Here is a 23,959-nt window from a genome sequence, read left to right on the forward strand (position 1 = left end):
CAGCTAAATACATCTTAACCACAATCAAATCATGACTGAAAAAGTTAAAAAAACCGACGCAGAATGGCAACAACAACTCACGCCAGAACAGTTTAAAGTCGCCCGAAAAAAGGGAACCGAAAGAGCTTTTAGCGGCGAGTATCACGATAACAAAAAGCCCGGAATTTATAATTGCATTTGCTGCGGTACGGAGCTATTTAAATCAGAAACAAAGTATGATTCCGGTACCGGTTGGCCGAGTTTCTACGCTCCAGTTAGCGAAGAAAATGTCAAGTGCGAGTCGGATAACACCTTGTTCATGCGCCGAACAGAGGTACTGTGCGCTGTTTGCGACGCTCATCTCGGTCACGTATTTAACGACGGGCCCAAACCTACCGGTCAGCGTTACTGCATGAATTCTGCTGCTCTTAATTTCGTTCCCAAGGATTGATTCTTTTAGGGGCTAGCTAGAAGCCCAACCCCTACTCCCCACAAAAAATAAATCCGGTTGTGGAACAGGCATCTTGCCTGTTCACCGGCGCATTCACTGAGAAAAAATAAATCCGGTTGTGGAACAGGCATCTTGCCTGTTCACCGGCGCATTCACTGAGAAAAAATCAATCCGGTTGTGGAACAGGCATCTTGCCTGTTCACCGGCGCATTCACTGAGAAAAAATCAATCCGATTGTGGAACAGGCATCTTGCCTGTTCACCGGCGCAGCCGACGCCACAAACAAATTCTCTGGCAGCACAAGCAGGATGCCTGTTCCGGGCAATTGATGTTCAAAATGCACCCATACTGCTATCTTATGGTGGAGGCAAAAAGAGTAAAAAAATAGTGGCGGCATGGGGATGGTATATCAGCGAGTTTTGCTGAAGCTCAGCGGTGAAGCGCTGATGGGCAGCTTGGGCTACGGCATCGATCCGATAGTCGTTCAGTCGATCGCCCAAGAAGTGGCCAAAGTCGTGTCCCAAGGCATTCAAATCGCGATTGTTGTCGGTGGCGGCAACATTTTTCGCGGGGTGAAAGCTGCTTCGGCAGGGATGGATCGGGCAACTGCTGATTATGTGGGCATGATTGCTACGGTGATGAATGCTATCACTTTGCAGGATGCCCTGGAACAAGCAGGAGTGCCAACGCGGGTGCAATCGGCGATCGCCATGCAAGAAGTAGCTGAACCCTACATCCGGCGGCGGGCGATTCGCCACCTAGAAAAAAAACGAGTAGTGATTTTTGGTGCCGGTTCTGGCAACCCTTTTTTTACTACTGATACTACAGCCGCTTTGCGGGCGGCTGAAATTGATGCAGAGGTGATTTTTAAAGCTACTAAGGTAGATGGGGTGTACGATTCCGACCCCCACCTCAACCCCAACGCGCGCAGGTATCAAACCCTCACCTATGCCCACGTCTTGAATCAAGATTTGCGGGTGATGGACAGTACGGCGATCGCCCTTTGCAAAGAAAATAATATTCCTATTATGGTATTTGACCTCTCGGTGTCGGGCAACATCTACCGAGCTGTAATGGGAGAATCTATTGGAACTCTTGTCGGAGGTTTTTGTGAAGTTAGCTGAAGCAGAAGATCATATGCAAAAGGCAGTTGAGGCTACTCAACGGTCTTTTAATACTATTCGGACGGGACGGGCCAACGCCTCCCTCCTCGATCGAGTCATGGTAGACTACTACGGCTCTCCAACTCCGATCAAATCCCTTGCCAACATCGGCACCCCGGATGCGACTACGATCACCATTCAACCGTTCGATCGTACAGCGCTTACCTCGATCGAAAAAGCAATTTCCCTGTCCGATGTAGGACTCGTTCCCAACAACGACGGTTCAGTTATTCGCTTGAACATTCCGCCGCTGACGAGCGACAGACGCCAAGAATTTGTCAAAATGGCCAGTAAGTTTGCTGAAGAAGGTAAAGTTGCAATTCGCAATATCCGCCGCGATGCCGTTGACTCGATTCGCAAGCAGGAAAAAAGCAGCGATATCTCTAAAGATGAATCCCGCGACTTGCAAGATAAAATTCAAAAGCTGACGGACAAGTACGTTGCCAAAATAGAAGAAGTTCTGGCAGCCAAAGAGAAAGATATCACGACTGTTTAGGGAATGGGAAATTGGGCATGGGGAATAGGAAGAGTTTTGAGATTGTTCAGAGCCGGCCGCGAACAACGAGCAGACGCTTAGTCATTTGTGAGTTGTGAGTTAAAAACTCAAGATTTAACACTCATTAACTTACCAATTCCTCCTGTCCCATGACCAATCACCCATTACCAGTTGTCCGGTGAAGGAATTCGTCCTGCCATTTTTAGTGGATTTAAGGCTGCTGAGGCGATCGATCGAGCTCTTGGAGGTGCCGACGACGCTAAGGAGCCTTACACTCAATCGATCGCCCAAGAATGGAACACTCATCTGATTTGGGCCAGTCGCTTGGCTAGAGCATTCTATCAGTTTACAGGAGCTGCTTACAGAGCGGGCGTCAAATTGCCGATGACTACTCAGTTGATGAGCAAAATTTTGTGTGGCGAACTGCGTTAGGCCGATATCGCTAACCGCGCTCTTAAAAAGCTGATGCCGTTTTAGAACGAAGGAAGTTCAGCAACGGATTTAACGCATGGATTTTGAGGGAAGAAAAAAGAGAGAATCTTCTTAAATCCCAATTCCTTATTCTCAATTCCTCATTCCCAATAGCGGTAAGGTGCGCCCCTAAGCACCCTAGATAATTGGATTTTGCGTAAATCCTGTAAAATGTAAAATCTAAAATCTAAAATCTAAAATCTAAAATCAAATGATAATTTATTTTTATAAAGTAGAGGAGCCTTACGGCTGCTTTTCTAATTTTTCACTACACGACATTTCTCTGCACGGTCAATATTGGTTGACTGTGGAACATTACTATCAAGCCCAAAAATTTGTCAGCACAGATCAAAGATTAGTGGCGGCGATTCAAGCCGTAGCAACTCCTCAAGAAGCCGCTAAATTAGGCCGCGATCCCAACCACCGGATTCGAGCTGATTGGGAAGCCGTGAAAATTCCCATTATGCGCGAAGCAGTTTTAACTAAGTTTCTCACTCATACAGACATTCAAGCGATTCTTCTTGCCACAGGGGATCGAGTAATTGTAGAGGATTCGCCAACGGATTACTACTGGGGGTGTGGCTGCGACCGAACCGGTCAAAATCATTTGGGTAAAATTCTGATGAGCGTGCGCCAAGAAATTAGTCAGCACCAGGGGCGCTGATAGAAACTCAAATTCTTTCGTTAATTATCATTATATGAAGTTCTACAACAAATGTCAAGTTATCCTAACAATGAAGAATTCTCCTAGTGAGAGTGTAAGATTGCGAGAAATTTATAAGAGCATTAAAATAATAATTATTATTTGCTTAAGTCGCTCTGCCTGTTGAAGGCAAGGGTTAAACTGGCGCGATCGCAGATTTGACTTGCCCCAGCCCACCGGAGGCGATAAACAGTCGTCTCTCACAAGTGCGCGACGGATTAATTGTACAGATCGGTTGAGTCAAAAACTCAGGGTGAGGCATTTGAGTTTCAACGCTCCAACAGCACATCAAAACTTCTTATTATCATTGTATAAGTACAAAAGGAGATTTATGCAACTCAGAGAAAATACGCAAGAATTACATTATAAACTAGACAGAGAAGTTTTGATACGGCGGATAACAGAACGCATTCGCCAATCTCTAGAATTAGAAGATATTTTAACCAGTACGGTAGCAGAAGTGCGGTCTTTTTTGAAAACAGATCGCATTATGATTTACAGGTTTAGTGCCGACGGCAGTGGAGAAGTTGTTGCTGAGTCACTTAATAACAACCATCTCCCTTCCTTGAAAGGACTGCACTTTCCAGCAGACGACATTCCCGCCAGCGCCAGGGAGATGTATCTCACTTTGCGCCAGCGGACAATAATAGATGTTAACTCAGGGACGATCGTCCTGAGTCCCCTCGATGCAGCAGACACCGGTCAACCTTTAGTAAAAGAGGAGATGCACTACAGATCGCTCGATCCTTGCCACACCGCTTACCTGATCGCAATGGGAGTGCAATCATCCTTAGTCGTGCCGATAGTGCACCGCCGGATCGTCTCGGAAAACAGCAAAACAGATATCTGCCAGGCCGCGACGTGTCTGACTCGATACGAGCCAGGAAATAATCAAAAAATTCACATCGAACTGTGGGGACTTTTAGTGTCTCACCACTGTGCGCCCCTCAATATTTCACCAGCAGATTTAGAAGTAGTTCAGCTCGTATCAGATCAATTGTCTAGCGCTATCGCCCACGCCCTCCTCCTCCAGCAAACCCGCTCTCAAGCGGCCCGCGAAGCTACCGTGAGCCGCATAGCAGCCCTGTTGTATGGTCACGTCAACATTCAACTGCAACAGGGTTTAGAAGCCACCGTCACCGCTTTGGGTGGCAGCGGTGGCAGACTCTATCTCAACCAGCCGAAAATCAACGGTGAAAAATTATCCCCTCCCAAGATTGAAGGAGGATTGCCAATTGCCCCGCCCCACAGTGATGCTACCTTTGAACTGTTCACCACAGGAGAACAACCGACACTTCCCAACTGGGAAAAAGTTAAGGCGATCGAAGCTCATCCCCTCTGGCAGGAATGGCTAACCAAAGGATTCAAAAATACCGAAGAATTTCCCAAATTTCCAATTTTTACTAATTCTCAATTCCCAGTTTCGATAATTACAGACTTATACAAAGAACCTCTATTCAGAGTTTTAGTTCCCGCTTTCCAAGCTACTAAAATTCGGGGTTTGCTGGTAATTCCCCTCCACTACAAACAACAAGTAGTTGGCTGTTTGACCATTTTTCGCAATGCAATTGATACCGAAAAAATGTGGGCGGGGCGCTTTGACACCAACGCGGCACAAACCCTTCCCCGACAATCATTTGAACTTTGGCGAGAAATAAAAAAAGGTCAGTCGCCAGAGTGGAAGTACGAAGAAATTGAGCAAGCTTTAGCTATAGGCAGCCAATTTTGTTCGGCAATTGGGCAGTACGTTCTTTATAAAGAAGTGCAAACTCTGAATGCCAACTTGGAGCGCCAAGTTCAAGAGCGCACCGCCCAATTGCAAAAATCCTTGGACTTTGCCAAAGTATTGACGCGAGTTAGAGACCAGATTCGCAGCACCTTAGATTTAAAAATCATACTGCAAACTATTGTGCGAGAAGTCAGAGTTTTGTTGGATACCGATCGCACGGTAATCTACCAATTTGCGGCCGACAAACAGGGCGAGGTAGTTGTCGAAGCTGTTTGCGGCGAGTGGCGATCCATTTTAGGTATCACATCTCCACAAGGATGCTTTCCCGAAGGCTCAGACTGCTTTTATCGAGCCGGACGGGTGCGAGCAATTAATGATATTTATACTGAGGATTTAACACCCTGTCACCGCGAATTTTTGGAAGAGTTGCAGGTGAGAGGAAGTTTAATTGTGCCCATGAGAGGCAAAGATTCCCAATTGTGGGGATTGCTGATTGCCCATGAGTGTTCGGGGCCGAGAGTTTGGCAAACTGCAGAACAGGAATTGGTGCAACATTTAGCGGCTCAAGCTGCGATCGCCATTCACCAAGCAGAACTTTATCAAGAAAGTCTCAATGCAGCAACTGCCGATCGATTAAAAGCCGAAGAGCTAGCTAAAACCCTCACAGAATTGCACAATACCCAAGCCCAACTGATTCAAACCGAAAAGATGTCCAGTCTCGGACAACTCCTGGCCGGAGTCGCCCACGAAATCAATAACCCCGTTAACTTTATCTACGGTAATCTGTCCCACGCCAGCGAATACACCAAAGATTTACTCTGCTTGGTGGAACTCTATCGCCAGCACTACCCCAATCCCAACCCAGAAATTAGCGAGTGCTCCGAAGCAATCGACATCGAATTTCTTGCCGAAGATTTGCCAAAAATTTTGGGTTCCATGACAGTCGGAGTTGAGCGCATCCGCCAGTTAGTGGTATCTTTGCGTAATTTTTCCAGGAGCGATCAAGCCGAGAAAAAAGCCGTTGACATTCACGAGGGCATCGACAGTACCCTGTTGATTTTGCAGCACCGGATCAAAGCCAATTCTGAGCACAACACCGTAGAAATCATTAAAGAATATGGCAAGTTGCCCTTAGTAGAATGCTATGCCAGCTCGCTCAATCAGGTATTTATGAATCTGATCGGTAATTCCCTCGACGCCCTAGAACTGAGAAAAAAAGAGGGAGTTATGAATCTTCCCTTTAAAGCAGCAAATGCAGCCGCGACGCATTTAAGCTCCCAAATACTGCCTATCGAGTCAGGAGATATAAAGGCCACCACCGAGTGTTTGATTCCTGATTTCCCATCCCCTTGCATTCGGATTCGCACTGAATTAATCGATGAAAAAACGGTAGGAATTTGCATTGCCGACAATGGTCACGGCATCCCCAAAGAGTTAATCTCTCATATATTTAATCCGTTTTTTACTACTAAACCCGTAGGTCGGGGCACGGGTTTAGGACTTTCTATCAGTTACCAAATTGTAGTTGAGAAACACCAAGGCGTACTTAAATGTGTTTCTGTACCCGGTCATGGTACAGAATTCTGGATCGAGATTCCGCTGAATTAAGTAGAACAACCTAAAAAAACTGAACACCCAGATACCCGGCTTCTTTGAGAATTCGGGTAATTAACAGCGATCGCGTTTTACGTCAAGAAATTATTTTCTCTTCATCGCAGAGAGAGATAATTCGATTCACAAAAGCTTTTAGCTCTGGACAAGCTTGAATCGCAATCATCAAATCGTTTTTTTCCAAAATAGCCTTTCCATCAATCACTTTGTCATAGTCTTTTCTGCATTTTCCTGTTCTAAAAATTTCCTTAATCCAATAGGAAGGTGGCTTTTGATGATTCACTGTTTCAGGCGAACCGCTAGGAGCAGAAAGGTTGTGTTTCGCTAGCTTCTGGATAGTGGTCCAGTAGGGAAGAAGCCATGCTTCAAAATCATGTAATGCTGTGTGAGGATAGAAGTTTGGGTTTTTATCTACCCATGTCATCATTTTCTCTTTAGCATCATTGGCATCTTTAAAGTCCGGCTTTCCCGTATAAACGTCTGTAAGTGCAATTACAGCATCATAGCCATCATTATCGAGGAAATTTTCAACAATAACCTTGAGTTTCTTTTCCTTGGGAATTCCACCATGTTGGGGTTTAAAGTCGAGTCTGGGCATTTTTTGCTTGCTCTAAACGACTTTGGAGAAACTTACGAAGCTTCTCTTTAAATGCCACTTCAGTAGCACCTTCAACCAAAATAGCAATTCTCATGGACGGCCACCCATCACATTCATTTCCCAAAGCTGGTCAAGAGTATAATCTTCTAACCATTTATTCAGGTTAAAAGTGTCACCCCACCTCATTTTTGCCTCCCCTTCTTCCAAATCGCAGACCAAAACCTCGCTTGGATCGAGAAATCTGATGAGTCTATCTGAGTGTGTGGCAACTATCAGTTGAGTGTGTTTTGAAGCTTCTCTCATTAGATAAACTAAGTGTCTTAAGAGTTCCGGGTGTAGGCTAACTTCTGGTTCATCTAACAACGTAATAGTTGTTAAAGTTTGACTTTGCAGCAGCGCAACCAACCAGAGGAAACGCAGCGTTCCTTCTGATAGCTCATGGACATAGAAAGGCTCAGAAAAATTTCTATCTGTCCAAGTCATAGACATAGTTCCTGCGGCAACCGGAGGAAAGTTTAATCGCTCGAAATCTGGAAAGGCAGCAGAAATGATATTTTCAACCATTTCAAAACGGTCACGATCGGTTTCCCGAAGGTCATAAAGACAGGAAACGAGGTTTTCACCGCTTGCTCCAGGCAACTTTGCAGGGCGCATTGCTTGAGGTAGACGGATTGGACTTTTCTCGGAAACATCGAGTGCTCCATAATATGTGCAAGAAGCAAGGCTCTTTCTCAGGTTCTCTGGTTCGCGATACATTTTAGGAACTTGAGAAAGGGATGTTTCAAGAGGATTATGCTCCCAACTCGGTCTAACAAATCCTCTGCTTTCTTCTTGAGAATATTTAATATCCAAACCTTGTGATTCAATATACTTGAATGGTTCAGCTCTGTTGGGATTTCTCTGCTGTGTTAAAGATTCGTCTCTAACTTCATAAGATAAACCTTTAGGTGACAATGTTAAGCTGTACTTCAAAGGTTGTTCCTTTGGCACTTGCAGTGAAATTTCAATTTCAAGTTCTTGTACTTTACCTCTTGTCAAAATTTCATTCAAGCCGCCTTTAAGTTGTAATAAATTCTGTAAATTTCCACTTGCTGAAGCGGCTAGTATTGAAAGGACATCTAAAAAAGAAGTTTTTCCTGCTCCGTTTGCACCAATCATGACGATGAGATTTCTCATCTCAAGCTCAATATTTTGAAGACGCCGAAAACCCCTTACTGATATATTTTCAAATCTATTCATACTACTAACCATCATTACTATCAATAGTTAAACTAGCCTAGACAGATATATCCAGACTAGGCTAAGTATACCTGCGTTACAGACATTAGGAGTTTAGTAAAGCCAGATGGCTCTATGATACGCTCTGCATCGCTTGGGTTGGCGCAATGAAAAATCGTTGGAGCAGGTCGTTCACAAGTTCTTAAGGTAAAACCAACTTGATCAGCACAGAACCGATCGACCCCAGAAGACTCATAAAGTCGCCGCGGCTGGAAGTGCGGGGTTCCGTTGGCTTTTGGCGTGCCACAATGGCTTCGCCTAACTGCTTTGACAACTCCTCACCTTGGGGATTTCCTTGATCTGCAAAGAGTTTGTTTGCTATTGCAGCGTCTTGAGCCGCACCGGCGAACTCTCCCAAGTCAGCGCGAGACATACTGCGCGCAAAATAAACTGCTGCTAAATCCGATTTCAGATTCAGGGCTTGATTGTAATAATCAATGGCGTTTCTGTAGTTTCCTGCTTGAGCTTCCAGCACTCCCAACCGATAGAAGTCTTCAGCGGTGCCAATATTGGTTGGCATTCCTCTAACTCCGAGCAGTTGTGCGTTAGTTAAATTGGCGTTGAGCAAATTGGCGTCGCTGAGATAGGCACTTCTCAAGTCAGCACCGCTGAGGTTCGCACCGCTGAGGTTTGCCCCTGTCAGGTTGACGCCAAACAGGCTAGTGCCGCTGAGGTTGGCACCGCTGAGGTCAGCCCCCGCGAGGTTGGCTCGACTGAGGTTAGCCAACCTCAAGTCAGCACCTTTGAGATTGGCTCCTGTTAAATTGGCTAAAACCAAGCCAGCACTGCTGAGGTCGCAGTTGGGGCACTGTCGGGTGGCTAGTAATTGTTGCGTGTGTTGGATGTTCTCGGCGGGTGCAGGAGCGATCGGGGCGATCGCGCTCAGCAGCGTTGCAGCAGCGAGGATTCTGAGTTTCATTTTAACCGTCCCAAATCCAAAATATTAAATCTAAAATAGCTTTTATCGAAGCAATTGAAAATCACCATAACACAAGTTCACCCAACAAATCTTTTGACTTGCCGTATGTAGGAGTTCTGAGCGCCATCAGCAGCCTAGATTGAAGTTCTCGGCCTTACCTGAGTGTCAATCGATTTTAGATTTTAGATTTTAGATTTTAGATTTTAGAATTGAAGCATTGACTTGCGCGAGAGAAATACGTTCGGCAAGTTTCTCGGATACAGGTTTTTTATTTCTGGACGGATGAATCACGTGGCGGGTATCATGGATGCTTTCGGTCAAATAAAGATTTCGCTGCCAATAAATTAGGGTAATGAATTACTCATTACCCTTTAGCCGCTGTTCTCGGCAACCATAAAAATTAACCAATAAATTAGTCGTGAATCGTGCCGTCGGGCATCGTTGTACCCTTAAGATATACTCCGCTCAGGTTGACTTTTGTAAGGTTTGCTCCCAACAGGTTTGCTCCGCTTAAGTCGGACGCACTTAAAATCGCTTCAGTCAAGTCGGCCCTAATTAGACTCGCCCCCATTAAGTCGGCTCCGCTAAGGTCTACTTTACTCAAGTTTGCGCCAATTAAATCGCATTCTGTGAGCACCGCCCTACGCAAGTTTACTCCGTAAAAATTTACTCCGTGCAAGTCTGCACGGCTGAGTGTTGCCCGAGATATATTCGCTCCAATTAAAGTTGCTTGGATCAGAGAAGCTCCGCTCAAGTCTGCTTTACTGAGATTTGCTCCCATCAACTCAGCTCGATTCAGGTTAGCTTCAAGTAAAAGTGCTTCTGTGAGGTCTGCTCCACCTAAGTCTGCTTTGCTCAAATTAATCTTGCACAAATTGGCTTTGCCAAAGTTGACTCTGTTGAGTTTGGCTTTGCTGAGATTGGCTCCAATCAGGTCGGCTTCATACAGATTGGCTCCAATCAATTCTGCTTCGTAGAGGTAGACCTCGTGCAGGTAGACCCCACTAAAATTTCTTTCTCCTATTGCATATAGCTTGAGCAGTTCGTCAACGTTCATTGTGGCTTCTCTACACCTTTTAAATGAAGAATACTGTCAGCAAGCTGGTTACACCGGATGTTCTGCAATTTTAGATTCTGAAATATTCACACCTAGGGTGAAACTTCCCTGAATCTATAAGGTTTTAGGTGGAAAGTCCGATCGAACTCATAACTTTTTGTGGCTAGTTGAGCTTACTGAGTGCTCGTGTGACCTAAATCACAAAACAATGTTAGTAGTATCACATAGAGGTTCCGCTTTCGATCACAGCAGACGGGCAAAAATAGCCGATACTTATACTGTAATGCTGAGAAATTGACAATGCCACCCTCGTCGTGTTTTACTCAATTGGCGATAAAGCCAGTAGTTTCACGGATAGTAGCCCGCTTGCTGTGAAAGTAGGTTGCAACGTCACTCGGCCCTACCCGCTCTGACCGATGAGAGTGCTGATATCTAAGGATTTTTCGCACTGCGAAAGCCAAAAATGCACTTCGGGGACGAGGGGAATGTCTGTATAAAAATGCGATCGCTGGTGTACAGACATTCGCTTGTTTGCTAGCACCTAATGACTGAAAATCGCCCATACGTTCGCAAAAAATACCAATAAATACCAGGAAAACCATGATTGATGTTTAACAATAAAAGAATAAATGGTATTCCTTAAGAGTCACCTATTGCCGCTAATGTTACAGTCGATCGGTTAACGGCTATCAGTATTAGCAATGACGCTTGTCCATCAAATACAAAACTGACCCAGAAACAGGGTGTTTTACCAAAAAAATCGTTGCAACCTTGCTCCAGGTTAAAATAATCAGGTTTCTGAGCGTCTGAGTGCATCCAGGAAGGAAAAAGTTGAATGAGTACGATCGCTTTTGTATTGCTTCAGGGCAAACAAAAGGTCAGCATTTAGGATAGGAGCAGCTTTTGCTCCCTTGTCAAACAAAGGTATTGTAGAACGCGAATCGTGAGGTAATTGATATGGCTGGAGTATGTAAACTTAGCATCACAGAGACAAGTGAAGAGCTAAAAAACCTGTTAACTGAACAAAAAACAGCAAGTGGCTTTCAAAAAATTCAAGCACTTTACCTGTTCAAAATTTGTCATGTTAAGACAGTTAAAGAATTGGCAATGACGATCGGGGTAAATCGAATTACAGTGCAGCGGTGGCTGAGAAAGTACCGATCTGACGGACTCGAAGGACTCCTCGAAACAAAGCACAGCGGTGGCCGTAAGCCGGCCATTCCACCTCTTGCCCGCGCTAGTTTGGCAATGCGCCTCAGCGACCCCCAGAAAGGCTTTAAAAGCTATGGAGAAATTCAAGAGTGGTTGCAGCAGGAATACAGCATTGAGGCTTCCTATAAAGCAGTTTATGCAACAGTCAGATATCACCTAAAAGCCAAGCTGACGAAAGTCTAGACAGTTCATACCACGTCGGATTAAGCGCCGATTATCTAATGGTTAACCGTCAGCTTTTGAATATCTTGAGGAGTTGCGTCATCACGACAAACCGGACTAATTCTTTTTTAACAAAACTCGCTCTCCTAAACTGCGAAGCATATAAATTATATGTTGTGGCAATGGGGGTGAAGGGGAGAAAATTTGATGCTTTTCCCGCGTTTGTGAAAGATGCTTAAAAAATTAGCCAGAAAGAATAACTTGCAAGTTTTGTCTAACTTGCAGGTTTTGTTATATGGATGTAAAAATTGGCAGCAGCTAAGGCAAAAACCGATCCAAAGCGGCTTTCAACTCTTCGATTTCCGTATCGATATTGCCTTCTTTCGCGGCTCTGGCGATGCACTCAGTTAAGTGTTCGTCAAGAATGATTCTCGCTACGCGATCGAGCGCGCCTCGAACCGCAGCAACTTGCACCAGAACTTCGGGACAGGGACGGTTTTCTTGCACCATTGTTTTAATGCCGCGGACGTGTCCCTCAATCCGAGACAAGCGATTTACCAGCCGCCGCCTCGATTCTTCATCGTGATGGTGAGGGTGGACTGATTTATCGTCGTGATGGTGGTGGTGGGAATTTGAGGGCAAGGATTTGTCAGTAGAAGTATCAGATAGAATCATTGGGGTTATACCATTTTAGATTTTAGATTTTAGATTTTAGATTGGGAATGAGTGATTTGGTAATGGTTGGGCCCACGGGCCTAGAGTTGCATTCTTTTTTTGAAACTGGTATTACTAGGGAATTTTTTAAAGTTAGAATTCAGAATAGGGTGAGTTGGTGCGGGCTCGTGACTCATGTATTGTAACTGTCAAAATATATTTAGGATCTTCATAGTGACAGATTATTGAGTCCGCACGATCGCACACCTTTACCAGACTAACCCAGACTAACAAAGATTGACGCTATGCGACTATTTAAGTTTTTTCGCCCCGCACCTCGAATCGGTGCTCGTTGGTTCGCCCTAATTTTAGGAATGACGATCGCCCTGAGTGCGTTAGCAATCAATCCTGCACCCGCTACCGCCGCGACGTTCACAAATCCGCCCAACTTACACTTCCAGAGTTTCCCAGCCACTCCCCCGAATCCGCAACTGTTAGCGCTGCGGAGTCCTGAACTCCCGGCGGATACCGGCAGCTTTGTCACGGCGGCAGTCGATCGAGTCGGGCCGGCAGTTGTTCGCATTGATACCGAGCGCACTGTCAGCCGCAACATCGACCCCTTAATGGAAGATCCCTTCTTCCGTAGATTTTTGGGAGAAGATTTACGCAGCATGACCCCCAGACAAGAACGCTTACGTGGTCAAGGTTCCGGCTTCATCATTGACAAAAGCGGGATTGTTTTAACCAACGCTCACGTAGTTGACAAAGCCGATCGAGTCACTGTCACCTTAAACGACGGCAGGACATTTCCAGGAGAAGTGCAAGGTACTGACGAAGTAACAGATTTGGCTGTTGTCAAAATTAATACCAAGGAAGTTAACTTGCCCGTGGCAACCCTAGGAGATTCCGACGCGGTGAAAGTAGGAGATTGGGCGATCGCCGTGGGCAACCCCCTGGGATTTGACAACACCGTCACCTTGGGCATTATCAGCACCCTCAAACGCTCCAGTGCAGCCGTCGGCATTCCCGACAAGCGGCTCGATTTCATTCAAACCGACGCAGCCATCAATCCCGGCAATTCCGGTGGCCCGCTGTTAAACAGCAGAGGGGAAGTGATTGGCATCAACACGGCGATTCGAGCTGATGCAATGGGTATTGGGTTTGCGATTCCGATCGACAAAGCCAAGGCTATCTACGCGCAGTTAGCCAAGGGAGAACAAGTCAGCCATCCGTTTTTAGGGATTCAGATGATTGCTTTGAATCCTGAAATGGCCAGAGAGAATAATTCTGACCCCAATGCTCCTTTGATTGTGCCCGAAGTCAAAGGGGTGTTAGTGATGCGAGTTGTGCCAAATACGCCTGCTGAGGAAGCAGGGATTCGCAAGGGAGATGTCATCGTTCAAATTGACGGCGAGGGAGTGACTGAACCCGAACAGTTGCAAAATTTGGTGGAAAACAGTCAAATCGGTCAAATTCTAAAACTGAAGGTGCGCCGCGGTGCCCTGATTAAAGAACTTGCGGTTCAAACTGCTCAATTGAGGGATTTTTAGGGAATAAGGGGAAGGGGAAACTGTTAGAAACCCTTTCCTTCTTCCTTCTTCCGACTTCCCTCGGACTGACATCCGTTACATCCGTTACATCCGTTACATCCGTTACATCCGTTACAGAATCCGTTGCCGAACTTCCTTCCTCTATATGACACGAGTTCAACTTGCCTATCCCAAAATTCCCGATAGTAAAAATTGCCCTCATGAACAATGTGTAGCTTTTGAGAAGTACGATGGCACTAATTTGCATTGGGTTTGGGAAGTTGAACTTGGTTGGTATGCTTTTGGTACGCGCGGCAGTAGATTTGATTTGGATGAGATGGGAATTGCAGAATTTAACGCTGCACATCCAGGTTTAGAAGCAGCACCGGAAATATTTAAGATAGATTTTGCTAGTCCGTTAGAGTTTATATTTCGAGAGAACGAACAGTATCACTGTGCTGAAATTACGGTGTTTAGGATCGCGAATTAAATAACTTACAATTTTAATTGTTATTGTGGGATGGGCGGGACGCCCGTCCTTTTTGGACGGGCGGGACGCCCATCCCACTTTCAAGAGTGGAAGTTATTTAATTCTCATTCCTTACAGAGTTTTTTGGTGCTAAGTCGTTTGCGGGAATGCACCAAAAGGACGATCGCAAACAACTGGTGCTTTTTGATGTGGAAACCGATCGCGCTATGGTTGTTCCCGATCGGTTTATTCAGGATTTTGGTAAATTAAATATTGCGCGAGTGATTTATCGCGGCAAACTGACAGGCAAGTTTATGGATGATATTCGCCACGGAAAATACGGTGTGGATGAATGTGTTGTGTGCAAGGGAGGCCGCAATGCTAATAATCTGTGGATGGTGAAGATTAAAACTGATGCGTATATGCAGAGATTGCAGGAAGCTTTTAAGGATGATTGGGAAAATTACTGGGAGTAATATCAAACTGATAGATTAACTGTTACAAGCCAAAGTGGGAGATATCGGCAACCCCCTTGGATTTGACAAGACCGTTGCGTAACTCATCAGGAATTAAAGTATATTGGTCGTAATCAATAGACAGCCAATAAAAAAATCAGGGAGGATTTAGTTATGACATCTGTGGAGCTTGAAAAAAAATCCATGACTGAAGAAGATGTGGCAAAGTTATGGGAAGCGTTCCAAGTATTTGACGCGGACGGGAGCGGTGCTATTTCATCAGAAGAACTGGGTCAAGTGATGCGATCGCTCGGCCAGAGTCCTAACGAAACCGAGCTGCGCGACATGATCAAAGAAGTGGACGTAGACTTGTCGGGCAGTATCGATTTTGAGGAATTCAAAATGCTGATGGTGTCCCAGCAGGGCGATCGCCAGAGTCGTCTCAAAATGGCATTTAGTGTATTTGATGAGGATGGCAGCGGTCAAATCACTAAAAACGAGCTGCAGGGTGTGATGAGCCAGTTTGGGCTGACAGAGCAAGAGCTCGATGAGATCATTAAAGAGGTAGATCATGACGGCGATGCCTCAATTGACTTTAAGGAATTCTGCAAACTGGTACCCGATGAGTCAGAGATCACAACAGGATATCAAGACTCACCCGTTCCGGTTGTCAGCACACAGACAACGGAGATTTCAGACAGTACAGCGGCTGCGATCGCAAGTACAGCAACTGCGATCGATGAGGCAGCTTCTGCCACTATTGAACCTAATCTAGAAGAAGCACCCACCGATAGCAATCCAGAAATAGCGCGCCTAAAGGAACTACTCGCCCAACACCCACAAGCTGAGAACAAGCGCGGTACGTCTCGCTTGCAGATGCAGATTGGTTTGTTTCGTCTGATCCAGGGAGCAGCCTACCGCAGCTTCCGCGAGAGTTTTTCCGCAAACCACGAGACTCACCTGCGCGTGAGAAACTTGCCCTACAGAATCGCTGATTTTGTGCAATTTGTCAGATGTGCGATCGGGCTTTATAAAGGATTGGGTGTAGTAGAGTCGGCGTGCAACCCTGTACTGGATGCAGTAGTTAAATCGATCGAAGATGAATATGCCCGACTGCAAGATCGCATCAAAAACTGGAAGACTATAGAAAAAACTCCAGAAATGTTGGCTGAACAAAAAGCCATGTTGGAGGCGCGGGGTAAGTCTGCAACTGCCAAGGAAAAGTTTGCCGCGGGAGTCGAGTTTGCCATCACCATCAAGAAGAAGAGTCTTAACTTGCGTGACATCGCCGAGGGTGTGCTTGCCATCAACGAACTCAACCGATTGAGAAAAATGGAACTGAGTGAGGAAATGGCACCGCCACCAGCCAAATCTGAGGGAGATCCCAAAGACTACCTGAAGAAGTGGAACCGCGTCATCCTCTCGGATGCCTCAGAGGAAATCGATGGTGCGATGATGCCAGTCGCCTATTGGTATGAAGACTTTATGCCGAAGCTGTTGGCAGCCTTCAGCGTCAGCACAGCAGCAGAAATCCCCTTCAACACGGTGCCTGACGAAGCAGCTTTAAACCAGTGGTACGAAGCCACTAAAACGTCAGGGGAATTTGGGCGCTATGGGGCGGATGTTGTAGAAAGCTTTCCCAAATGCGCTCCAAAACAAAAGCTAATGCTCAAACAGGCATGGCGCTTGACGCACAACTACCTGAACGGGGTACAGAAACGGCGCGAACGCTTGGAGTTTGGGCGCGAGTCTGGCGAACTCTCGCAATATGTATCGTTCATCGATGTGTATATCGATCGCAGTGAAATAAAGAATTCACAAATGCGCGTCAGCTTCCCTTACTATATTGGCCCTGCGGTGTGGCGTTTCTTCCACACTACGGCTGAAATCGTCTTTACCAAGACCCCCCAACAGCAAAAAACTCTGGTGGCAATCTTCAAGGACTTCTTCAAGCTGTTTGCCACTATGTATCCCTGCCCCTACTGCCGCCACCACCTCAACGCCTACGTCGTGCAGAATAAAGAGGTGGAAATGTACCCTGTGGAGTACCTCGTGCTTGGGCGCGATCCGCGTCTGAATAACTTTGAGGTATCAATGGAGGCAAAGCTTTCCACCGTAGTAGATGGCGCTTCCCTGCGCTTATTCTTCTGGAAGCTGCACAATACTGTCTCCTCATCAATTGCGCGATCGGAGGAGTGGTATCACAAGGATGAGAAAGCATTCTATACCACTCGTTATTGGCCCAGCATTGACTCTGAGCTAGCACGAGCCAAGGCCCTCAAACACATTAGCATTGCCACCGATCGGATGTACCGCCTCTACGGTATGCTCAAGCCCGCGGCACGACTGACAGGGGTGAGAGCAACTTTGCAAAAGCTGTTGGATAAGCGGGATGAGGAAGGCATCAAGGAGGCTTGCTTAGTTGCCCAAGATTATATCAAGGAGTTGGAGGAGGCGATCGTCACCGGACAATTCTTACAAGAGACATATTACTTTGACCCTGACCTTGTGGATCAAGCTCCCGTCTTTAGTCCTGAAGAAGAGGAGTTTGCTCGCAGCGGTGTGTTCGTAGAGGTTGCTTAAATATCAGTCAGTAAAAAGTTAAGTTTAAAAGCTTAACTTTTTACCCCTTCAAAATTTCGTGAGAATGAGTTGTATCACTGGGCTGAAATTACTGTGTTTACAGAGTTTTTTGGTGCTAACTCGTTTGCGGGAAATCACAAAAAGGACGATCGATGGTGAAGATTAAGACTGATGCGTATATGCAGAGATTGCAGCAAGCTTTTCAGGATGATTGGGCAAAATACTGGGAGTAATATCAAATCTGAAGACTAACTTTTTCCATGAATTGATCGAGTAGTGCGATCGCTGAAACCTCCTCTTTTGCTCCCCCTTTACCAGAATAGTTGACAAACAACCTATCTTGTGTTGAGATGGCAGTGCTGAAGGTGCAGAGCGAAAGAATCAATTTTTGATTTGGAGAGTGGGACGGCGCGATCGGTTATATTACCCAACAGTCGGTGTGGGGGGTTTGAAATCTAAAGTTTGAGTCTACCATCGGTCATTTGCCCCACTCTAATTGATGCCCCAATGGAAAATTTTCCATCACAGCCAGGGAATACAGTCAGCGCCATCATACAAAAAGCAATCCAAACGGCAGGACAAGGGCTACATCCCTTAAGCATTTTTGCCTCTGCCGAATTCTGGTAGATTATGGGGTAAAATTATATTTGCAGGAGCAGGCTGCCTAAAAGCTTTACTCTAATGTTAGATAGCATTAAATCTAAGGCTGTCGGGGGCTAATCTATAAAAACTATTGAAATAAAAAAAGAAAGGCTTATGACAATAGATACAATAGATATCGATATTTTAGAAGATAAAAAGGTAAAGTGCTACTCTTTTATGGTACAGCTAAGGGTTGAAGATTATCTCAACATGGTAAGTAGGACATTTAAAAATAGAGGAGGCTTAGAAGGACAAAGAGATACATTAAAAACAACAACCGCTATTCGGATTAGGGATAGAATGGTTCAAGATATAGAAGCAGGCGCACTAATTCCACCAATAGTCTTAGGAGTAATCGTGCCGAAAGATACTTTTGACCAACTGGAGACATTAAAAAACAGAGATTCCTTTTTAGCCTTGATGGAAGGAATTGATAGTGATAGCATCTCTATTATCGACGGAATGCAAAGAACTACAGCTCTACATGAAGCACGAAAGAAGACAGATATTAGTAACAACAAAATTCGTATAGAATATTGGATTGCCTCTCAAGTAAATAGTCTTACCTACCGGATGTTAGTTTTAAATACTGGCCAAGTTCCTTGGAATATAAGGAGACAGATTGAAATAGTTTTTAGATCAATTATTAAAGAATTAAAACAAAAATCTACTTGCGTCGAGATTTTGGAAATAAATGACGAGAGGCGAAGTTCATCACCTGGACAATTTCAGGCTGATAACATTATAGAATTATTTTTGGTTTTTGGGGCAAGAAAAGAAAAAATTGACTTACAGGAGAGGTTAGCAGATGAATTTATGCGACAAGACTTTATAGAATCAGCAGCCAATGAAAATTTTATAAATATATTTTATGAAGTAATAAATTATATGGGTAAATTTGATCAAGCTATAGCCAGATATAAAGATGAAAATTCAGAAGAATATTTTAAAGACGGTAATTTATTCAGAAAAAGTCAACCAGCTTGTGTAGGTTTTGTAACAGCAATAGGTTTGTCTGTACTGGGTAGAGCTGGCTCGAATTATAGCCCAGAAAGACAGAATGAAAAATGGAATAAAATTAAAAATGATGCCGATAAAATGTTAGAACGTATATCTAGTCTAAAGAGTAACGAAATAAAAGATTTTCTAGATTTTCCAACTTTAAATGAATTGATTGGTAAAAAACCAGCTAAGTCTAATGAAAGAGAATTCTTTCTGGAAGCTTTTAAAATCTTAATCGAGGATAACTTTAAAGTTGACAATATGACTCCGTGTTGGAGAGCTTACTGAAAAGCTTATGTCTAGAAACATGATAGACGCTAACAAATATATATTTGAGCTATTAGCTGAATTTGTCCAAACAAGTGAAGTTGCTGTGCCTGTTTCTAATAATAAACGATGTATTAAGACAAATACTAAAGATAAAAAATGGTTGCAAGAACTCAAAATTATAAACAAGCAGTTAATTTTACCCAATTTCCAAACAGCTTCATTTGAATTTAATAGCCAGAAATACTTTGTTGCCGTCGGTTGGCCGAGTAAACAAACTATTGATAGTGATGAAGTAATTGAATTTGTAGAACTGAATGCGGGAATAGTTACAGCATTACTATTTGAACTTAAAATTCCTCTTAGCCATGAAGCAAAACCTTATGATATTGCCGATAAAATTTTATATAATGACCCTATAAACTCAATAATTAAATATGAAAATTTTTCTTTAATAAGCAACTTTTTTGAACCATTTTCTGTCTATCGAATTCCCGAAGATTCTCCTTTTATCGAAAAAAATGATATAGATTTAATAAGGATATCAGGCTTCTATGCTTTAAAAAATAGCCAACTCATTGCCTTAAAATTTTCTAGTCAAACATTTGATAAATTTGAAAATATTTTTTTTGAAGGCTCAAAAAACATACCTTATGCAAATTTATTATTTAGTTTAGTTTCTGTTTCTTGGAAATATTCCTTTCTCGATATTTATAGATGTATAGAAAGGCTGTTTCCCCTATTATATTTAGAAATTTTATACAAGAAATTGAACATCGCAGATTCGCTCTTAAAGTTTTCGGCTGAGGTTGAAGATTGCCTGATTTGGAAACCTAAAGAAACAGACGCGGTTAATAAACTAATTGACGATTCCCCGGAAGAAGCTCGTAAGTTATTGCGAGAAATTAAAAAATTGCTTGATGGTACAGAAGAAGGTAATTGTGGAGATTTTGTTTATAAAATTCGGAATTCTATAGTTCATTTTAGACCAGCAACTCCGTCTATTAATAATATCGAGGATAATAATTGGGATATGCTAATAAGAGCATCTTTATATATCGTTGAATATTGGTATAAGCAATATGACGAACAATTAACGCTTAGATAGTCCCGCCATACCTTACCTACCTCTTCAACAATTCCTACTCTCACACTTGAAATATTAGGAATATTTAACTCATGACGGCCACAATTGCCACCGAACAAAAACTCAAAATTCCCGTTTTAGATGCCGCTTATACCGATACCAAAGGACGAATGTAGGAAAATTTTTCAACCATCCAGAAATCCTGCGTCACTCGATGCTATATTTGTCACCCCGCCAGTTTTTGCATTTCCCTACTCTTCAATTTCTAAATATCGAGCCAAAATCTGTTTAATTTCTGGTATTTGGTGCAACTCCAATTGCCCAAGACAGCGCACAAGTCTGCGTTTATCAAACGTCATCGGATCGACGCAAACGATAAAACTCTCGGTACTCAGACCATTGAGAGTCGAAGGAATCACAGGCAAAACAACAGCTCGTAAACCCTCGTTGGGAACAGCAGAAGTGATGGGTAGAACAGTTACCTTGCTGCGTTGATTAAAAGCAGTTCCTGAAATAATTACTGCTGGTCGAGTCTTGCGGATTTCTGTACCAACTGACGGATCGAAAGTTACAAGCCAGATGCTTCCCAGTCGATAATCGCTGCTTGCTGCCATGCTTCCTCCTCATCGGTTAATTCATCACTTAGTTCATCCAGCAATAAACAAGCTTCTACCATTGCCTGCTGTTCTTGTTGTTTGCGCCATGCTTGCAATAAAACCTCAACTAACCGACTGCGATTTTCTACACGCTGGTCAATGTAACGCACTAGCTCATCTGGCAAAGAGATAGATACTTTCATATTATTTATGCCACTTTTAATACTACCAATGGTAGCACATCGATCGCGCAGATTGCAAGTAGGGTGCGTCGCCATCTATAATCTGCAAGTTATATCCAAAATCTCGCAGCGACGCACCCTACGGATTAACACTACACAAAATTAGCCGGATCTTGGTCTCGCCGATGCTTCAGCAGAATCGGAGAACCTTGGCCCTCACCCACCAAAGCCGCCGTTTCCTCCAACGCTTCCCTCAATCGCTTGGCCGCGTAGATCGACATATCGCGGGGCACATTCACCCGATCGCGCAAATACCGCAAAGCCGCATCAGAACCACTCGGCGGCGTACAAACTTCGCCAGTCATCATCAAAGTTAAAGCACAACGCAAAGCCTCATCGAATAAGTTGTCATCAGCAGGATTGACTCGAACGATGTTGCGCTGGTGCTTAATGACGCGGTGAAGTGCTTCAGCGCGGGAGGTTTCCGGTTCTGGATACATCACATCCGGCAGTCCAGCCCAAGGCCCATTATCCACGCGGGCTTTATTGAGTAGCATCTGAGGTTCGCCGTTTTCATAACACCCGCCCATCTGAGGCGGTAAATCGTGGACGTGGGTGTGAAAATCGCTTTGAGTGCCGCGATAGGTAGGGCGGGTTTCCATCGCCGCAAACCAGTCAGCAAAGCGCGGGTTTTCTTCCCGCATCGAGTAGCCTTTGTAGTAGTAAAGACTGGCATTCATCCGTTCCACGTAGGGCGTAAATATCACATCCGCAGTGCCAAATTCATCGAGGAAATAAGGCCCCGGAGTGCTAGCCAGAGCTTTTTCTACCTGGGTGACGACGCTGATAAATTGGTTGCGGTTGTGCTGTTCTACTTTGGCTGAAATTGCTGGGTAGCACAGCCAAGAGCACCAGGCTCTAAATAGCAGTCGCTCTAACCGCCGCATGGGTATTACTGCGGGGTTTTCCATGCCCAAACCCAAAGGGCCATAGACTCGTTCGAGGGCGATTAAGATGTCATCGCTTTCGGTGATGATGCGGCCGTCTAGTTCGATCGCCGGTAGCATTCCCGATGGCACTTTGCGCTTGTACCAACTTTCCTTTTCCCCATAGCAGAACATGGTAACTTTGTCAATACGGTAGGGGATTTGTTTTTCTTCCAGCCACAGCCAGATTTTTTGGCAGTAGGGACACCAAGCATGGTTATCGCGGTACAGAGTGACTCGCACATCGGATTCGGTTTTACCGAAGAGGCGCAAGCGGGATTGAGCGTTGGTGGGGCCGTTTGTGCGATCGACTTCAAAGTCTGTGAGGGCTTCTAATTCTGTCCAGCTTAGGGGGGTCATGGGATTTTAGATTTTAGATTTTAGATTTTAGATTTTAGATTGGAGACAGCAATTGCTTCGTGGCAATAATAGAACTTACGCACCAACTCTATCTGTAGGGTGCGCTGTGCGCGCACCTTACCCCTACCGATAGCGCATTCAACTATTTTTTGGTCTTAGTGCTGAATAAGATAGTTGGTTATCAGTTAAAAAAGGCTTTGAGGACTCAAGTCCTCACTACAAACTTAACTACAATTAAGGCGACAGTTGGGGAGGGGGTGGGGCGTCTTGAATTTTAGCCAGTGCTGCTTTCATTTCAGGAGTGGCTAGCAACTTTTGCGTATCTGCGATTAAACGATCGCCCCAGAGGTTTTCTTTGAGATATTCTACGGTAGCATACCGTTTGTCGAGTTTCAGAGCTGCTTCTCCCATCGCTAAGCCTTTTTCTTTGTCACCTTTGGTGTAGAATGCTACTGCTAGAGCTAGCATTGCTTCGGCTGCTTTGTCGTCAATCACGATCGCCTGTTCCCAGCGTTTGATGGCGCTATCAACATCTCCCATTTCGTATTTGACTAATCCGATATTGTTGACAGCAGGCCACAGGTTTTTTTCTAAAGCAAAGGCTTTTTCGTATTGGGCGATCGCCTGATCAAACCGCTTTAGCTTATAAAAAGCATTGCCTAAATCAAATAATGCACCTGGAGTGTCTGGTTTGAGTTTTAATCCTGCTTGCAAATATTCAACTGCTTTCTCGTAGTTCGCTTTCCGAAAGTAAGCTTCTCCCAAGACAAATTTAATTGATGGATTTTCTGGTGAGAGAGATTGAGCTTGCCCCAAAGCTTCAATGCCTTTGTCAAACTGCTCGACTTGAAGGTACAAGCTACCTAACAAAGTCCAAGTTTGAGCATTTTTGGGGGCTAACTGTGTGGCGAGTTCGGCTCTAGGTACCGCTAGTTGGTACTGCTGGAGTCTGGCTAGCTGGACGGCTTCTTCTGCAAGGCTCAAGGCCGTTTGTTCGAGTTGGGCCGAGTCGATTTGCAGGGTGTAAGGCAGGAGTGCCTGTGCCACAGCAGGCTGGGGCATTGCCCCCAAACCGAGTGCGAGTAGCAGAGATATTAAAGGAATGCGATTAGGCACTGTACAGCCCCAGAAAAAAATATAAGGGTTTCTCGATCGCCTATAATAACTCATATTTTTGAGTTTTGATATTGCTTCTTGACTCGGCACACTTCGGGGTTTTCATTTAAATACTTCTAAAATTATGTTTACATTCAGGATAACCGTTTTTCTTCACTCTTTTAGATACGACTTATCACCTCATTACAAATAGGCAAAATTA

25 protein-coding genes are annotated in these 23,959 nt (G+C 44.5%); 14 read left to right on the top strand and 11 right to left on the bottom strand.

Going from position 1 to position 23,959, the window contains the following annotated elements; genetic code table 11:
* Window positions 1-31 precede the first annotated feature (31 nt).
* Window positions 32-430: a peptide-methionine (R)-S-oxide reductase MsrB gene (msrB, locus tag QUB20_RS05500; protein ID WP_333245119.1), complete on the top strand. Its 399-nt coding sequence runs from the start codon at window positions 32-34 to the stop codon at window positions 428-430.
* 5 nt (window positions 431-435) lie between these two features.
* On the opposite strand, the gene QUB20_RS05505 is transcribed toward msrB, so the two are convergent.
* Entirely contained in the window at window positions 436-561 is a 126-nt protein-coding gene (locus QUB20_RS05505) for a hypothetical protein (RefSeq protein WP_333291221.1), read from the bottom strand.
* A 46-nt stretch (window positions 562-607) separates the two neighbouring features.
* On the opposite strand from QUB20_RS05505, the gene QUB20_RS05510 reads away from it, so the two are divergent.
* From QUB20_RS05510 to QUB20_RS05535, 6 genes are all read left to right on the top strand, one after another.
* Entirely contained in the window at window positions 608-856 is a 249-nt protein-coding gene (locus QUB20_RS05510) for a hypothetical protein (protein WP_333291223.1), read from the top strand.
* Complete coding sequence (gene pyrH / locus QUB20_RS05515; protein WP_333076369.1) at window positions 826-1,554, top strand: UMP kinase; 729 nt, start codon at window positions 826-828, stop codon at window positions 1,552-1,554. Before QUB20_RS05510 ends, pyrH begins: the two co-directional genes overlap by 31 nt.
* On the top strand, window positions 1,541-2,089 hold the full coding sequence (gene frr / locus QUB20_RS05520) for a ribosome recycling factor (RefSeq protein ID WP_333056539.1): 549 nt from the start codon (window positions 1,541-1,543) through the stop codon (window positions 2,087-2,089). The genes pyrH and frr overlap by 14 nt, the downstream gene beginning before the upstream one ends.
* Before the next feature lie 171 nt (window positions 2,090-2,260).
* Window positions 2,261-2,521: a hypothetical protein gene (locus QUB20_RS05525; RefSeq protein ID WP_333245115.1), complete on the top strand. Its 261-nt coding sequence runs from the start codon at window positions 2,261-2,263 to the stop codon at window positions 2,519-2,521.
* Window positions 2,522-2,771: 250 nt separating this feature from the next.
* A complete protein-coding gene (locus tag QUB20_RS05530) occupies window positions 2,772-3,224 on the top strand; it encodes an NADAR family protein (RefSeq protein ID WP_333056541.1) in 453 nt (150 codons plus the stop codon).
* Window positions 3,225-3,594: 370 nt separating this feature from the next.
* Window positions 3,595-6,600 (top strand): GAF domain-containing protein, encoded by a 3,006-nt coding sequence (locus QUB20_RS05535; RefSeq protein ID WP_333245112.1) that lies wholly within the window; start codon window positions 3,595-3,597, stop codon window positions 6,598-6,600.
* A gap of 82 nt (window positions 6,601-6,682) precedes the next feature.
* Here QUB20_RS05535 and QUB20_RS05540 read toward each other — a convergent pair whose 3' ends face one another.
* From QUB20_RS05540 to QUB20_RS05560, 5 genes are all read right to left on the bottom strand, one after another.
* A complete protein-coding gene (locus QUB20_RS05540) occupies window positions 6,683-7,201 on the bottom strand; it encodes a DUF4276 family protein (protein ID WP_333245110.1) in 519 nt (172 codons plus the stop codon).
* Between the two features lie 90 nt (window positions 7,202-7,291).
* The gene (locus QUB20_RS05545; RefSeq protein ID WP_333245107.1) at window positions 7,292-8,440 is read right to left on the bottom strand and encodes an AAA family ATPase; all 1,149 of its coding nucleotides are present in this window, start codon (window positions 8,438-8,440) and stop codon (window positions 7,292-7,294) included.
* Between the two features lie 181 nt (window positions 8,441-8,621).
* Window positions 8,622-9,398 carry a pentapeptide repeat-containing protein gene (locus QUB20_RS05550; RefSeq protein WP_333056818.1) on the bottom strand — a complete coding sequence of 259 codons (777 nt, stop codon included), beginning with the start codon at window positions 9,396-9,398 and terminating at the stop codon, window positions 8,622-8,624.
* A 412-nt stretch (window positions 9,399-9,810) separates the two neighbouring features.
* Entirely contained in the window at window positions 9,811-10,455 is a 645-nt protein-coding gene (locus QUB20_RS05555; protein ID WP_333056817.1) for a pentapeptide repeat-containing protein, read from the bottom strand.
* 400 nt (window positions 10,456-10,855) lie between these two features.
* Window positions 10,856-10,978 (bottom strand): hypothetical protein, encoded by a 123-nt coding sequence (locus QUB20_RS05560; RefSeq protein ID WP_333056816.1) that lies wholly within the window; start codon window positions 10,976-10,978, stop codon window positions 10,856-10,858.
* 434 nt (window positions 10,979-11,412) lie between these two features.
* Between QUB20_RS05560 and QUB20_RS05565 the strand changes: the two genes are divergently transcribed.
* The gene (locus tag QUB20_RS05565) at window positions 11,413-11,850 is read left to right on the top strand and encodes a helix-turn-helix domain-containing protein (protein ID WP_333056815.1); all 438 of its coding nucleotides are present in this window, start codon (window positions 11,413-11,415) and stop codon (window positions 11,848-11,850) included.
* Between the two features lie 297 nt (window positions 11,851-12,147).
* Here the strand turns inward: QUB20_RS05565 and QUB20_RS05570 are convergent, their stop codons facing one another.
* Complete coding sequence (locus QUB20_RS05570) at window positions 12,148-12,504, bottom strand: metal-sensitive transcriptional regulator (protein ID WP_333056814.1); 357 nt, start codon at window positions 12,502-12,504, stop codon at window positions 12,148-12,150.
* A 284-nt stretch (window positions 12,505-12,788) separates the two neighbouring features.
* Here QUB20_RS05570 and QUB20_RS05575 point away from each other — a divergent pair, with 284 nt between their 5' ends.
* The 6 genes from QUB20_RS05575 to QUB20_RS05600 all read left to right on the top strand — a co-directional run bounded on the left by QUB20_RS05575 (window position 12,789) and on the right by QUB20_RS05600 (window position 20,538).
* A complete protein-coding gene (locus tag QUB20_RS05575) occupies window positions 12,789-14,033 on the top strand; it encodes an HhoA/HhoB/HtrA family serine endopeptidase (protein WP_333245104.1) in 1,245 nt (414 codons plus the stop codon).
* A gap of 145 nt (window positions 14,034-14,178) precedes the next feature.
* Window positions 14,179-14,502 carry a hypothetical protein gene (locus QUB20_RS05580; protein ID WP_333245101.1) on the top strand — a complete coding sequence of 108 codons (324 nt, stop codon included), beginning with the start codon at window positions 14,179-14,181 and terminating at the stop codon, window positions 14,500-14,502.
* A gap of 146 nt (window positions 14,503-14,648) precedes the next feature.
* The gene (locus QUB20_RS05585; protein WP_333245098.1) at window positions 14,649-14,957 is read left to right on the top strand and encodes a hypothetical protein; all 309 of its coding nucleotides are present in this window, start codon (window positions 14,649-14,651) and stop codon (window positions 14,955-14,957) included.
* A 153-nt stretch (window positions 14,958-15,110) separates the two neighbouring features.
* A complete protein-coding gene (locus QUB20_RS05590; RefSeq protein ID WP_333291225.1) occupies window positions 15,111-17,519 on the top strand; it encodes an EF-hand domain-containing protein in 2,409 nt (802 codons plus the stop codon).
* Window positions 17,520-18,275: 756 nt separating this feature from the next.
* Window positions 18,276-19,451, top strand: a complete 1,176-nt coding sequence (locus QUB20_RS05595) for a hypothetical protein (protein ID WP_333245091.1) — start codon at window positions 18,276-18,278, stop codon at window positions 19,449-19,451.
* Between the two features lie 7 nt (window positions 19,452-19,458).
* A complete protein-coding gene (locus tag QUB20_RS05600; protein ID WP_333245088.1) occupies window positions 19,459-20,538 on the top strand; it encodes a hypothetical protein in 1,080 nt (359 codons plus the stop codon).
* Window positions 20,539-20,768: 230 nt separating this feature from the next.
* On the opposite strand, the gene QUB20_RS05605 is transcribed toward QUB20_RS05600, so the two are convergent.
* From QUB20_RS05605 to QUB20_RS05620, 4 genes are all read right to left on the bottom strand, one after another.
* Window positions 20,769-21,131: a type II toxin-antitoxin system PemK/MazF family toxin gene (locus tag QUB20_RS05605; protein ID WP_333245084.1), complete on the bottom strand. Its 363-nt coding sequence runs from the start codon at window positions 21,129-21,131 to the stop codon at window positions 20,769-20,771.
* Complete coding sequence (locus QUB20_RS05610; protein ID WP_333245081.1) at window positions 21,086-21,316, bottom strand: hypothetical protein; 231 nt, start codon at window positions 21,314-21,316, stop codon at window positions 21,086-21,088. The genes QUB20_RS05605 and QUB20_RS05610 overlap by 46 nt, the downstream gene beginning before the upstream one ends.
* A 131-nt stretch (window positions 21,317-21,447) precedes the next feature.
* Window positions 21,448-22,641: a glutathione S-transferase family protein gene (locus tag QUB20_RS05615; RefSeq protein WP_333245078.1), complete on the bottom strand. Its 1,194-nt coding sequence runs from the start codon at window positions 22,639-22,641 to the stop codon at window positions 21,448-21,450.
* A 234-nt stretch (window positions 22,642-22,875) separates the two neighbouring features.
* Window positions 22,876-23,757 carry a tetratricopeptide repeat protein gene (locus QUB20_RS05620; RefSeq protein WP_445299379.1) on the bottom strand — a complete coding sequence of 294 codons (882 nt, stop codon included), beginning with the start codon at window positions 23,755-23,757 and terminating at the stop codon, window positions 22,876-22,878.
* Window positions 23,758-23,959: the final 202 nt, after the last annotated feature.

It is taken from the genome of Microcoleus sp. B4-C2 (assembly GCF_036705265.1).
Classification (GTDB): Bacteria; Cyanobacteriota; Cyanobacteriia; order Cyanobacteriales; family Microcoleaceae; genus Microcoleus.